The sequence below is a fragment of the Paenibacillus sp. FSL W8-0426 genome, from assembly GCF_037969725.1.
Classification (GTDB): Bacteria; Bacillota; Bacilli; order Paenibacillales; family Paenibacillaceae; genus Paenibacillus; species Paenibacillus hubeiensis.
Genome location: NZ_CP150203.1, coordinates 1491492 through 1504473 on the forward strand (window position 1 = coordinate 1491492; position 12982 = coordinate 1504473).

General features: G+C 52.2%; 13 protein-coding genes. 12 read left to right on the forward strand and 1 reads right to left on the reverse strand.

What is annotated here, in order from left to right; all coding sequences use genetic code 11:
• Positions 1-312: 312 nt before the first annotated feature.
• From tkt to MKY59_RS06775, 5 genes are all read left to right on the forward strand, one after another.
• The gene (gene tkt / locus MKY59_RS06755) at positions 313-2355 is read left to right on the forward strand and encodes a transketolase (protein WP_236415063.1); all 2043 of its coding nucleotides are present in this window, start codon (positions 313-315) and stop codon (positions 2353-2355) included.
• 53 nt (positions 2356-2408) lie between these two features.
• Complete coding sequence (locus MKY59_RS06760) at positions 2409-2726, forward strand: pyrimidine/purine nucleoside phosphorylase (RefSeq protein ID WP_236415061.1); 318 nt, start codon at positions 2409-2411, stop codon at positions 2724-2726.
• Between the two features lie 176 nt (positions 2727-2902).
• On the forward strand, positions 2903-4258 hold the full coding sequence (locus tag MKY59_RS06765; protein WP_339276690.1) for a glucose-6-phosphate isomerase: 1356 nt from the start codon (positions 2903-2905) through the stop codon (positions 4256-4258).
• A gap of 167 nt (positions 4259-4425) precedes the next feature.
• Positions 4426-5058 (forward strand): YigZ family protein, encoded by a 633-nt coding sequence (locus MKY59_RS06770; protein ID WP_236415057.1) that lies wholly within the window; start codon positions 4426-4428, stop codon positions 5056-5058.
• A gap of 5 nt (positions 5059-5063) precedes the next feature.
• Complete coding sequence (locus MKY59_RS06775; RefSeq protein WP_236415056.1) at positions 5064-5666, forward strand: TetR/AcrR family transcriptional regulator; 603 nt, start codon at positions 5064-5066, stop codon at positions 5664-5666.
• A 150-nt stretch (positions 5667-5816) separates the two neighbouring features.
• Here MKY59_RS06775 and MKY59_RS06780 read toward each other — a convergent pair whose 3' ends face one another.
• Complete coding sequence (locus tag MKY59_RS06780) at positions 5817-6218, reverse strand: secondary thiamine-phosphate synthase enzyme YjbQ (RefSeq protein WP_339276692.1); 402 nt, start codon at positions 6216-6218, stop codon at positions 5817-5819.
• Positions 6219-6528: 310 nt separating this feature from the next.
• On the opposite strand from MKY59_RS06780, the gene cysT reads away from it, so the two are divergent.
• The 7 genes from cysT to MKY59_RS06815 all read left to right on the forward strand — a co-directional run bounded on the left by cysT (position 6529) and on the right by MKY59_RS06815 (position 12970).
• Positions 6529-7344, forward strand: a complete 816-nt coding sequence (cysT, locus tag MKY59_RS06785; protein WP_236415054.1) for a sulfate ABC transporter permease subunit CysT — start codon at positions 6529-6531, stop codon at positions 7342-7344.
• The gene (locus tag MKY59_RS06790) at positions 7341-8138 is read left to right on the forward strand and encodes a sulfate ABC transporter permease subunit (protein WP_339276694.1); all 798 of its coding nucleotides are present in this window, start codon (positions 7341-7343) and stop codon (positions 8136-8138) included. Before cysT ends, MKY59_RS06790 begins: the two co-directional genes overlap by 4 nt.
• A gap of 1 nt (position 8139) precedes the next feature.
• Positions 8140-9204: a sulfate ABC transporter ATP-binding protein gene (gene cysA / locus MKY59_RS06795; RefSeq protein ID WP_339276696.1), complete on the forward strand. Its 1065-nt coding sequence runs from the start codon at positions 8140-8142 to the stop codon at positions 9202-9204.
• Positions 9205-9297: 93 nt separating this feature from the next.
• Complete coding sequence (locus tag MKY59_RS06800) at positions 9298-10365, forward strand: sulfate ABC transporter substrate-binding protein (RefSeq protein ID WP_339276698.1); 1068 nt, start codon at positions 9298-9300, stop codon at positions 10363-10365.
• A 164-nt stretch (positions 10366-10529) separates the two neighbouring features.
• Positions 10530-10976 (forward strand): hypothetical protein, encoded by a 447-nt coding sequence (locus MKY59_RS06805; protein WP_236415050.1) that lies wholly within the window; start codon positions 10530-10532, stop codon positions 10974-10976.
• 177 nt (positions 10977-11153) lie between these two features.
• Entirely contained in the window at positions 11154-11948 is a 795-nt protein-coding gene (locus MKY59_RS06810; protein ID WP_339278344.1) for an MBL fold metallo-hydrolase, read from the forward strand.
• A 92-nt stretch (positions 11949-12040) separates the two neighbouring features.
• Positions 12041-12970: an RNA polymerase sigma factor gene (locus tag MKY59_RS06815; RefSeq protein WP_339276700.1), complete on the forward strand. Its 930-nt coding sequence runs from the start codon at positions 12041-12043 to the stop codon at positions 12968-12970.
• Positions 12971-12982: the final 12 nt, after the last annotated feature.

Consider the following 12982-nt stretch of genomic DNA (forward strand, 5'->3'; position numbering starts at 1 on the left):
AAGCATGGGGCGATCCGAGTTGTGGAGGAATGTAAGGGGATCGGCATGGCCTGGGCAAATTTGGTATATGGCGGGCAATTTGCGCCCCAAAGCTGAGCGGAAGCCACTTTCACGATCTCCAACGACCGAATTTCCCTGTTCGCCGAAAAGAGGTTATGGAAAAGCGCCTCGCCAAGTGATACAATACAAAAGTGAATAAGTCAAAATGAAACACTCAAGCGGATTTACTTATTGTTATATACGGTTTGCTTGTATGATGAGAGGGATTCGCTTGCGCACCCGACTTATCTAAAGACATGAGGAGGACAAACCATGACTGACAAGAACGAAGCGATTCAAAAGGACGTAAACAGCACAATCGACAACCTGTCGATCACGACGGTTCGTACACTGGCGATTGACGCCATCGAAAAGGCAAAATCCGGACACCCGGGCATGCCGATGGGTTCCGCTCCGATGGGATACCAGCTTTTTGCTAAAACGATGACACATAACCCGGCTCACCCGACATGGGTAAATCGGGACCGTTTTGTGCTGTCCGCAGGACATGGTTCCATGCTGCTGTACAGCTTGCTGCACCTGAGCGGTTACGACCTGCCTATGGAAGAACTGAAACAATTCCGCCAATGGGGAAGCAAAACGCCTGGTCACCCGGAATTCGGGCACACTGCGGGTGTTGATGCTACGACAGGACCACTCGGCCAAGGGATTGCAATGGCTGTAGGTATGGCTATGGCTGAAGCACAACTCGGCGCAACCTACAACAAAGACAATTTTGATGTAGTTAACCATTATACGTATGCGATCTGCGGCGACGGCGACTTGATGGAAGGCGTATCCCATGAAGCGGCTTCGCTTGCCGGACGCCTGCACCTCGGCAAACTGATCGTATTGTTCGACTCCAACGACATCACGCTGGACGGCGAATTGAACCTGTCTTCTTCCGAAAGCATCGCGAAGCGTTTCGAAGCATACGGCTGGCAAGTGCTGCGCGTTGAAGACGGCAACGACCTGCCTGCAATTGAAAAAGCAATCCAGGAAGGACAAGCGGAAAGCATTCGTCCTACACTGATCGAAGTGAAAACCGTGATCGGTTACGGCAGCCCGAACAAACAAGGTAAAGGCGGCCACGGCGGTACGCACGGATCCCCACTGGGTGCGGAAGAAGCCAAACTGACCAAAGAATTCTATAAATGGGTATACGAAGAGGACTTCTACGTGCCTGCTGAAGTTCGCGACCATTTCGCACAAGTGAAAGAGCGCGGCATCGCGGCAAACAAAGCTTGGGACGAGAAATTCGCCGAGTACAAAAAAGCATACCCTGAGCTGGCAGCTCAGTTCGAATCGGCAATCAGCGGCGAACTTCCTGAAGGCTGGGATCGCGATCTGCCTAAATACGCGGCCACAGACAAAGCGGTATCCACACGCGTGGCATCCGGTAACGCCCTGAACGGTCTGGCACCTAACCTGCCTTATCTGACAGGCGGTTCTGCCGACCTGGAAAGCTCCACAATGACACACCTGAACAACATCGCCAACTTCACGCCAGAAGATTACTCCGGCCGCAACATCTACTTCGGTATCCGCGAGTTCGGCATGGCTGCTGCGATGAACGGTATGGCATTGCACAGCGGCGTAAAAGTATTCGGAGGTACGTTCTTCGTATTTACCGACTACCTGCGTCCGGCTGTACGCCTTGCAGCTCTGATGGGTCTGCCTGTAACGTACGTTCTGACTCACGACAGTATCGCTGTTGGTGAAGACGGACCGACTCACGAACCAATCGAGCAATTGGCTTCCTTGCGCATCATTCCTAACCTGACGGTCATCCGTCCGGCTGACGGCAATGAAACTTCCGCAGCATGGGCTTATGCGCTCGAAAACAAAAACAACCCGGTTGCGCTGGTGCTGACTCGTCAAAACCTGCCGATCCTCGAAGGAACGGTAGAAGGCGCACGCGAGAACGTAAAACGCGGTGCTTATGTTGTGTCTGATGCGAAAGACGGCAAAGCCGTTGCTCAAATCATCGCTACAGGTTCCGAAGTGCAGCTGGCTGTCAAAGCTCAAGCCGCGCTGGCTGAAGAAGGCATTCAAGTTCGTGTCATCAGCATGCCGAGCTGGGATTTGTTCGACAAACAAGACAAAGCATACAAAGAATCCGTCCTGCTGCCTGATGTCAAAGCACGTCTGGCGATTGAAATGGCTCACCCGATGGGTTGGGAAAAATACGTTGGCGACCAAGGCGACATTCTCGGAATCAGCACATTTGGTGCATCCGCGCCTGGAGACCGCGTCATCGCAGAATACGGCTTCACTGTGGAAAACGTGGTTAGCCGCGTAAAAGCATTGCTGTAATAACCACAGCGCTTAAGATAACGTCTATTTAACTTCAGGGGGAGCGGGTACGAATGTCACAGTTTGATCAAGTCAGCGTTGTTAAAAAGGCCAACATTTATTATGAAGGCCAAGTAACCAGCAGAACGGTAATTTTGGGAGATGGCAGCAAAGTCACTCTGGGCATCATGCTTCCAGGCAGCTACGAGTTCGGTACGGATTCCCGCGAAATCATGGAGATTCTGTCCGGCGACCTGAGAGTGTTGCTCCCGGGCGAGGAAAACTGGCTGGAGATTCAAGGCGAAGCCACATTCCATGTGCCTGCCAATTCCAAATTCAAACTGGAGATACGCAGCGTTACCGATTATTGCTGCTCGTACCCGGCGGAATAACACAATAAGGGTAAGCAGGGCCTTGCGAGCAAGGTCCGGTTTACCCTTTTTACTTCGTTTGCCGGATGACAAAGTTGGTTTCGCAAGCTTGTCAGCCCCGTGGATTTGCAGTATCCTAATGCTAAGTTGATTCATTGAAACGGACCAAACACATATAATCAGGAGGGTTTAATATCATGGCTAAAAAAGTGACCTTTGACTACAGCACTGCCCTGCAATTTGTAGGCCAGCATGAAGTGGATTATTTTGCTGAACCGATCCGCCTGGCACATGAGCAGCTTCATAACGGTACAGGAACGGGTTCCGACTATCTGGGATGGATCGACCTGCCAACCGCTTACGACAAAGAAGAGTTCTCCCGCATCCAGAAGGCAGCCGCCAAAATCCAAAGCGACTCCGATGTACTGATCGTAATCGGTATTGGTGGTTCTTACCTTGGTGCACGCGCAGCGATCGAAATGCTGACACACTCCTTCTACAACAATTTGCCAAAAGAAAAACGCAAAACGCCAGAAGTTTATTTTGCAGGCAACAACATCAGCTCCACTTATGTGAGCCATCTGCTGGACCTGATCGAAGGCAAAGACTTCTCCGTGAACGTCATTTCCAAATCCGGTACAACAACGGAGCCAGCAATTGCTTTCCGGATCTTCCGCGCTGAACTGGAGAAAAAATACGGCAAAGAAGAAGCTCGCAAACGCATTTATGCAACAACGGACAAAGAGCGCGGCGCTCTCAAAAAATTGGCTAATGAAGAAGGTTATGAGTCCTTCATCATTCCGGATGACGTGGGCGGACGCTATTCCGTGCTGACGGCTGTCGGATTGCTGCCAATCGCGACTGCAGGCATCAACATCGAAGAAATGATGCAGGGCGCGGCTGACGCTTCCAAAGAATACAGCAACCCGAACGTAGCCGAAAATCAAGCCTACCAATATGCAGCCGTTCGTAATGCGTTGTATCGCAAAGGCAAAGGCACGGAAATTCTCGTAAACTATGAGCCATCCTTGCATTTCGTGTCCGAGTGGTGGAAACAACTGTACGGCGAGAGCGAAGGTAAAGACTTCAAAGGCATCTATCCTGCCTCCGTCGACTTCTCGACAGACCTGCACTCCATGGGACAATTTATCCAGGAAGGCAGCCGCAATATCTTCGAAACCGTAATCCAGGTTGCTGAAGTGGCGGAACACATCTCTATCGAAGCCGATCCGGACGATCTGGACGGACTGAATTTCCTGGAAGGAAAAACGATGGATTTCGTCAACAAAAAAGCATTCCAAGGAACGTTGCTGGCGCATACGGACGGCCAAGTGCCAAACCTGATCGTCAACATTCCGGATATGACTCCATATTCGTTCGGTTATCTGGTATACTTCTTTGAAAAAGCATGCGGCATTAGCGGATATCTGCTGGGTGTCAATCCTTTTGACCAACCGGGCGTTGAAGCTTACAAGAAAAACATGTTTGCATTGCTGGGCAAACCAGGCTATGAAGAAGAGAAAGCAGCGCTGGAAGCGAGACTTTCCGAATAATTCATCGTTTTGCTCATATAGATTGGTTATAAAGGATGGAACAGCATTCCGGATTTAGGCAGCTTCGGCTGCCGAGGTCCGATGTTGTGAACACAGGGCAGTTCGTCCGCGTTTACGCGGGGAACTGCTTTGTTGTAAAATGGATCAAATCAGAAAGTTGGAACGACATGCTTGAACGTTATCGTACGGTCCGCGGACCGGGAAACAAGGAAATCGTCATAAAGAAGTCGCGTTTCATCGGGCATATCATGCCGGTGGAGACTGAAGAGCAGGCCATTGCTTTTATCGATGAAATCAAGAAAAAACATTGGAATGCTACGCATAACTGTTCAGCCTACATGATTGGCGAGCGGGATGAGATTCAGAAGCAGTCCGATGACGGCGAACCGAGCGGTACGGCGGGCAAGCCGATTCTTGAAGTCATCCGGAACCAGCAATTGAAAAATGTGGCCATCGTCGTCACGCGTTATTTCGGGGGAATCATGCTCGGCGCCGGTGGGCTCATCCGTGCATACACGGATGGTGCGGTTGCAGCCATCGAAGCAGGAGAAGGAATTACGCGGGTTCTGCATCGCGAAGTATTCGTGGAGCTGGATTACACGTGGCTGGGCAAAGTGGAGAATGAATTAAGGAGCCGGGAAGTCCGTACAGGTGAAACGAGTTTTACCGATAAGGTTACGTTGACTTGTCTTCCGCCGGATAGTGAGACCGAGGCATTCATCGCCTGGATCACGGATTTGACGCAAGGGCAATCCCGGGTCACGGAGGGACAGCGGCTTTATTTTATTGAAGGGGAATAAAATATATGGCTAGAAGAGCAGTCGAACAGGAGTTGTCGAGGGAGCGGATACTGGAGGCGGCGAGGCATCTTTTTATAACCAAAGGATACCGCGCCATTTCGATGCGGAGCATCGGCCAGCATCTGGGCTATAGTCATGGGTCGCTGTATTACCATTTCAAGGAAAAGGCAGAACTGTTTTATGCCATCGTGGTTGAAGATTTCAACCACTTGGGACATCTGCTGCTGCAAGCCATGGTCAGGCCTAGAACGAGCGAGTTGACCAAAGTGGAGCAGATCATGATGGAGTTCATTCGTTTTGCGCTGGAAAATCCGTATCAGTATGAGATCATGTTTATGATTCGGGATGAGGAATTATTGTCTTATTGCAGGACGGAGCAGGGACGCTGCTTCGAATTGTTTGCCTCCATTGTGCGCCAATACATGAAAGAGGAAGGCTGCCCGGAGGAAGACATTCAATGTGTGCCAAGGACATTGTTTCTGTCGATGCATGGATTTATCTCTTACTATATACAAGACCGATTGACGTTTGCCGAGATCGAAGCAGCAGCTCTGACACATGTAAAAGTGTTATGCCGCAATCTTCAACACCAGCCTGGCGTCCAATAATGGCGCTTTCGTCACACTTCATACTTCAGGGCGGTGAATTGTCATAACATTAATTCTTTATTACGTTATCTTACGAAAGTTAATATGCAGAAAAGAAAAGAGCAGGCGGTTTATGGCCCGAATGAGGGCGGACCGCCTGTTCGTGTTTGTTCAGCCCTCCATGATTTTGATGAAATATTCCCTGGAACGAGGTCCGTCGAATTCGCAAAAGTAAATGCCTTGCCAGCGACCCAGCAGCAACCGCCCTTCATGAATGATGATCGTTTGTGAAGGTCCGGTCGTTATGGATTTAAGATGGGAAGCGGTGTTTCCTTCAGCATGCAGGTATTGCGGATGCTCCCAAGGGTAGACTTCATCCATGCGCAGCAGCACGTCGTGTTTTACGTCAGGATCCGCATTTTCGTTGATGGCAATGCCTGCCGTCGTGTGCGGGCAGTAGACGAGCACGGTGCCGTTCTGCACGCCGCTTCTGCGGACAACCTGCTCAACCTCGCGCGTAATATCCTTCATTTCGTCCCGTCTTGTTGTGGACAGATTCATCGTTTGCAGCATGGTGGTGACACTCCTTTTCATTTACATATCCACGATTTGAAATGGTTTGCTTATAAGAAAGATCATCTTTATTACATACTCAAATTGTACCTTAATCCAGAGCGTTGAAACAAACCGCTGAACCCCAGCAATTCTTCTCGAAAAAGCATTGACGACCTGTACTGTAAACTGGTAAAGTATCAGATAAGTCAAAACCAAGTAGACTAATGGGAATAATATTAAAGGAATAAAAACCAACTAAGGGAAATCGTTGTATTCAGCGGAAAGAGCGCCGACCGGAGTAAGCCGGAGGCTGGGAGGGAATGCAGTAATGAATACCGTTCTTCGTCATAAAGGATGGACTTGGGGATTCCGCAGTACCGTATTGTTGTATTTCATAGTGTTGATCGTGCTTCCGATCATTGGCGTCTACGTGAACTCATTCTCTGAGGGATGGGCCAATTTTGCGGAAAGCGTGATGGACCCGATTGCCTGGAAAGCCGTGCTGTTGACTATACGGCTGGCGGTGATTGCTACGCTGATCAACGTGGTTATCGGCACGATGGTTGCCTGGGTGCTCACGCGTTACCGTTTCTGGGGCAGATCGCTGCTTAACAGTCTGGTGGACCTGCCTTTTGCACTCCCGACGGCGGTGGGCGGATTAATGATCATGCTGCTGCTCGGTCCGGTAAGCGCCATCGGCAAGTTGGCCGAATCGCTCGGGTTCCAAATCGTATTTCATCAGCCGGCCATCGTCATCGCGATGACGTTTGTGACCTTTCCTTTTGTCATCCGTGCGGTTCAGCCTTTGCTGGAGGAAATCGATCCTTCTGAAGAAGAAGCGTCCTATACGATGGGAGCATCCAAGGCCCGTACCTTTATGCAGGTGATTCTGCCATCGATGCTGCCGGGCATGATTAGCGGAGGCATGCTCGCTTTCTCCAGAGCCCTTGCCGAATTCGGGGCCGTCGTACTCGTGGCGGGAAACATCCCGGGCAGAACGCTGACCGCCTCCGTATTTATTTACGGGGAAATCGAGAGCGATAATCCGACCGGAGCGGCAGCCGTCTCGGTGCTGCTGTTAACACTGTCATTTCTGATCCTCTGGCTGATCAATCTGGTGCAGATGCGGGGGAGAAGAAGATGAGAAGACTGTTGATCGGACTTACCTTTCTGGTATTCATTATTTTGCTGATTATTCCGCTTGGACGGATTATCATCGGTGCATTCGAAGATGGTTTCGGAGGATTGCTGGATGGGCTGCTGCGGCCTGAAGCGCTGCATGCGCTAATGATGACAGGGCTGGTCGTGCTCGTTGTCACGCTGCTGAACACGTTGTTCGGCATCATGATGGCGATCTATCTGGTTCGTGCAGGATGGCTCAGCGATCGGATCAAAGGTTTGCTGAACAGCATCGTGGACCTGCCATATGCCGTATCGCCTGTCATCGGCGGATTGATGATTGTATTGCTGCTCGGACCGAACAGCATCATGGGCGGTTTTTTTGAGGGGATCGGTTTCAACGTGGTCTACGCTTTCCCCGGAATGGTCATTGCGACGCTGTTCGTCACGTTTCCGCTCATGGTCCGCGAGGTGATGCCTGTGCTGCAGGAATTGGGTTCTCAACAGGAAGAGGCTGCATCTACCCTGGGGGCATACAGCTGGCGAACCTTCTGGAGCGTGACCTGGCCTTCGATCCGCTGGGCCGTCATTTATGGGCTGGTGTTGACCGTGGCCCGTTCTCTCGGCGAGTTCGGGGCCGTGCTTGTCGTATCCGGCAATATCATGAACAAAACGCAAACCGCAACAACGCTTGTCTATCAGGACGTCGAAAACTTCAACGTTTCGGCCGCCAACGGGGTGGCATTGGTTCTCGTAACGTTTTCCGCATTACTACTGCTCATCATGGAATGGGCCAAGAAGCGAAAGGAAGTGCATTGAGATGCATGTTGAGGTTCGGAATCTGAACAAACATTTCGGTCAGTTTCATGCGGTCAAGGATGTTTCGTTCGATATTGCCAAAGGTCACTTGATCGGCCTGCTCGGTCCGAGCGGCGGAGGCAAAACGTCGATTTTGCGCATGCTGGCCGGCCTCGAAAGCCCGGACTCCGGAGAGATCCGTTTTCACGGAAACGTGGTGAATCATTTGCCTCCACAGGAGCGCGGCATCGGATTCGTATTCCAGAATTACGCGTTATTCAAGCATATGACCGTATTCGATAACATCGCTTTCGGGCTCAAGGTCAAAAAGACGCCCAAAGCGCAAATTCGAGATCGGGTCATGGAGCTGGTCGAGCTGACCGGACTCAAAGGGTTCGAGCAGCGTTATCCGCACCAGTTGTCCGGCGGACAACGCCAGCGCGTGGCGTTTGCGAGAGCGTTGGCGCCGGAGCCGCAGCTGCTTCTGCTGGATGAGCCGTTCGCCGCCATCGATGCCAAGATCCGCCAGGAGCTGCGCTCTTGGCTGAGAGAGCTGATCGAGCGCGTAGGCATTACGTCCATCTTTGTTACCCATGACCAGGATGAGGCCATTGAGGTGGCGGACGAGATCATGATCATCAGTCAGGGACGGGTCGAGCAGAAGGGCACGCCGTGGGAGATTTACAAAAACCCGCAGACCCCTTTTGTGGCTACGTTTATCGGCGAATCGACCGTGGTGGAGAATGCTGCCGAGCTTAAAGGTTTTGAACGAGCGGCGCAAGGAGAAGCTACCCGGGCACTGATTCGTCCGGAATATATCGAGATCGGTCTCGAGAACGAATTCACGATGCTGTCGGCAACGGAAAAAGGTACCGTAAAGCATCTTCATTTCCGTGGCAGCGAATGGATGGTTGAAGTGGAAGTGCGAGGCCACAAGCTCATTACGTACCGCTCGTTGGAGAAAACAACGCTGGAGATCGGGCAGGAGATCCGGGTGCTGGTGCATCGGGCCTATCTGTTCAACGATTCGGACAGCTGGGTTGTGGAAAATGCGCTCAAGGAAGATCCGATGCCGGTCATGATTTAGGGATGAATGATTGCTCGGTTCAAGTAACCGATCGACAATCATATGTGATTGCAAGCAGTCAACTAAGCTGAATTTTGAAAAGAGGGACTGTACATGCAGACCAGGAAAAAAAGCATCGCTCTGGTATATGCCGCATTGTTATTGTTGTTGGTCTGCGCGCTGGCAGGTTGCAGCAACCGGCAGGAAACAGGCGAAGCAGCGGATGGCTCCTCCGCAGAAGCGAAATCGGATACGCTGGTCATTGGGGCATACAGCGTCGTCAAAGATGCCATGGCGGAATTGCTGCCGAAGTTTCAGGAGGAATGGAAGGCCAAGACGGGCAAAACCGTTCATTTCCAGGAATCCTACGAGGCTTCGGGCACACAGGCGAGAGCCATCGTGGGCGGATTCGAGGCGGATGTTGCGCTTTTGGCCATGGAAGGCGATGTTGACAAGCTGGTCAAAGCGGATCTGGTGCAGCCTGAATGGAAGCAGTCACCTTACAACGGCATGATCACGCGTTCCATCGTGGTGTTGGGCACGCGCGAAGGAAATCCGCTCGGCATTCAGGACTTTGAAGATTTGACGAAACCCGGCGTCAAGGTGCTGTATCCTAACCCCAAAACGTCAGGCGGAGCCCAGTGGGACATCAATGCCATTTACGGCGCTGGATTGAAACAGTCGGAGGAGCAGGAAGGCAAGAAAGACCCGGCGGCCGCGAAGGCGTTTCTGGAGAAGGTACATCGAAATGTGGAATCGCTGGACAAGAGCGGCCGGTCGTCGATGGCAGCCTTCGAATACGGCGTGGGCGACGTCATCGTAACATACGAGAATGAGCTGCTCGCCCGGATTGCCAAAGGAGTAAAGTATGATATCGTGGTGCCGAAAGATACGATCCTGATCGAAAATCCGGCGGTCGTCGTGGACAAATACGCGGACAAAAACGGAAAACGCGAGTTGGCGGAAGCTTTTGTGGCCTATCTGCGTACACCAGAAGCGCAGCGCATTTTCGCCAAGCACGGTTTTCGTGCGGTCGACCCTGACGTTTTTGCGGAGACGGCATCCGAATTCCCGGTTCCCGAAGGTTTGTTCGACATCGACTACCTTGGCGGATGGGATGAGGTTCGGAATACGCTGTATTCCAAACGCGGCGTATGGTACCAGGTGCTGGCAGGCCTATAGAAGCGGCAGTCGGATCATACCGGATCATCATGGAGCCTCCAGCACCTCGCTGGAGGTTTTGTCGTTTGGCTGCGGTCGGGGCATTTTTTGTACCTGACGGAACGAACAGGCTATAATGAATCGGGACGATGAACATAGCGTTATTACAGGAAGGTGTGAATGGAATGAATACTGAAGTCAAATTATCACAAAGCACGGCGATCCGCGTGGAGCATGCACGCATCAACGGCATGTCGGATGCGGCCATACTGGAGGCGATTCGGACGCAGAACGCGTCCGGCTTCGATACAGTGGCTGACGATTATTACGTGTACGACGAGTTTCTGTCCTATGCTGCAGAGCATGGCGAGCGTCTGGAAGAAGCCGTGAAGGACGGGTACCGAATGACCTTTAATACTCGTGGTGGACTCGGCATTTGGCTGGAGAAAGCCTTTGGTTTGAAGGCCGATCAAGACTTCACCGTAGGAGAAGGCATCGTGACCGGTTTGCGCCTGAAGCCGGAACAAGCCGAAATACTGGCACGGCGATTGGCAAGCAATTGGATCGTCGCGGAATCCGTGGACGTGCCCGCAGGAAAGGAGCTTACGCTGAAACTGCGCGCCTTGGCATAGTCTCAGGTAACGGCAAGCAGCAATACATAGCAAGGTTATTCGCGAAGAGTCAGAGGATCATCCCGATGCGGAAGCGGTACCGCATCAGGGTGGTCTTTTTTTGCAAAAAAGCGAGGATGACATATAATCAACAGTAGTTAAGATGGACGTGACGAGAGGGGAATACGAATGAGTTGGATGAATCGGATGACATTTGTAGGCACAGGTGATGCGATGGGCGTTCCGCGCGTATATTGTGAGTGCGAGATTTGCATGGAAGCCCGGAGCACAGGCGTCAACCGGCGCAGGCGATCTTCCGTGCTGCTTCACGGTACAGATGATGAAAGAAGGATCCTGATCGATTGCGGACCGGACTGGCGGTCCCAGATGGAAGGGCTGGGTCTCCGAATGGTGCATACGCTGCTGATCACCCATGCGCATTTTGATCATATCGGAGGTTTGCCGGAATGGGCCGATGCATGCCGCTGGCTTGGGGTTAAAGGACGGTTGTATGCACCGCGCGAGGTTATTGCGGTCATTCAAGGTCAATTTCCGTGGCTGTCCAGGCATATGGACTTTCTGGAAACGGATGAGGGCATTGAGCTGGGTGGATGGAAGATTTCCTCCTGGAAAGTGTGCCACGGCAAAAACGGATATTCTTATGCATATCGATTGGAACGGGAAGGATACCGCTGGGCCTATTGCTCCGATGCCATCGATTTGAAGCCGAACGAAAAGGAACTGCTGCATGATCTGGACGTGCTGGTGCTTGGAACGAGCTTTGTGCACGAGCAGGCGGAATTCTCCACACGCTCGGTGTACGACATGCGCGAAGCGCAAGAGCTGCTTGACGAGGTGAAGCCTAGGCATGCATATTTCACCCACATGTCCCATGATGTGGATCTAAGGAAAGATTACGGCTTGCCTGGCGGTATTACGCTGGCTCGCGCAGGAATGACCATAACGTTGGATAAGGAAACGGAACCTTGTTGAAAAAAAATCGCTAATCTGCGTATCCTTTGCGGACCGCTGTTCGTTTACAAGATGTAAGACCAATCAGGAACCAACAAAGGGGGGCCCCTTACATGGCCTTTGTGAAGTCCGTCGATTGCAGAATCAACAGACCACTTGATGAACAAAAGCGAAATGCCAACCGAATTATGAACCATGGCACCAAACCGATCACAATGTCTGCATTTTCTGGCGATCCGGGAATTTCGACCGGGAATGCGCAGCAGGAGACAGGCATAAACCAAGCGCCAGCGGCAAGTCTGACCGAAACGCTTGGTTCACTGTATGCCTATTGCATGACGCTGACGGGTTCCGTCTGGGAGACGGAAGATCTGGTGCAGGAAACATGTCTTAAAGCATGGTCCTCCACATATGCCGGGCAGAAGGATGCAAACCCGGAAATGAACTGGGAGGCCTATCTGGTCCGCACGGCGCGTAATACGTGGATTGACCAGCTTCGCAAGCGTGCACGCTTGTCACGGAAGCTGGACAGCCTGAAACCGCTGCTTGCGGACACGGAGCACGAAGAACGATTTGAAGACCTGGAGCTGGCGGTCCGTCTGCTGGTCAACGGGCTGCCGCCATGGCAAAGGGTCATTTATATGTTAAGGGATCTGTTGGGATATACGGCGGCAGAGACAGCGGATTTGCTGGATACGACGGAGGGAGCGGTCAAAGCTGCCCTGAGCCGGGCTCGAGCCGCGCTTGCAAAGATCAGGCAAAGGCTGCATGATTCGGGTTCCGACGATCCGTCGACCGGCCCGGATTATGGATTGCGGGAAGATGAGCAAGGCGCAGAGCAGCTGCGCAGCTATTTGAGGGCGTTCCGCACCGGCGATGCCGTGGCGCTAATCGATCTGTGCCTGAACCGGAGCGATGACCCGATGGCCGTCGCCGGCACGATTTTGCAGGCTCTGCCGTCTCAAACGATGCAGCCCGTGCTGCATGGCCAGGATGTTCCGCGCATGTTTGGGGCAGGCTTGGCCGTCTGCATGGTTGCATAAACCGAGGAGGCG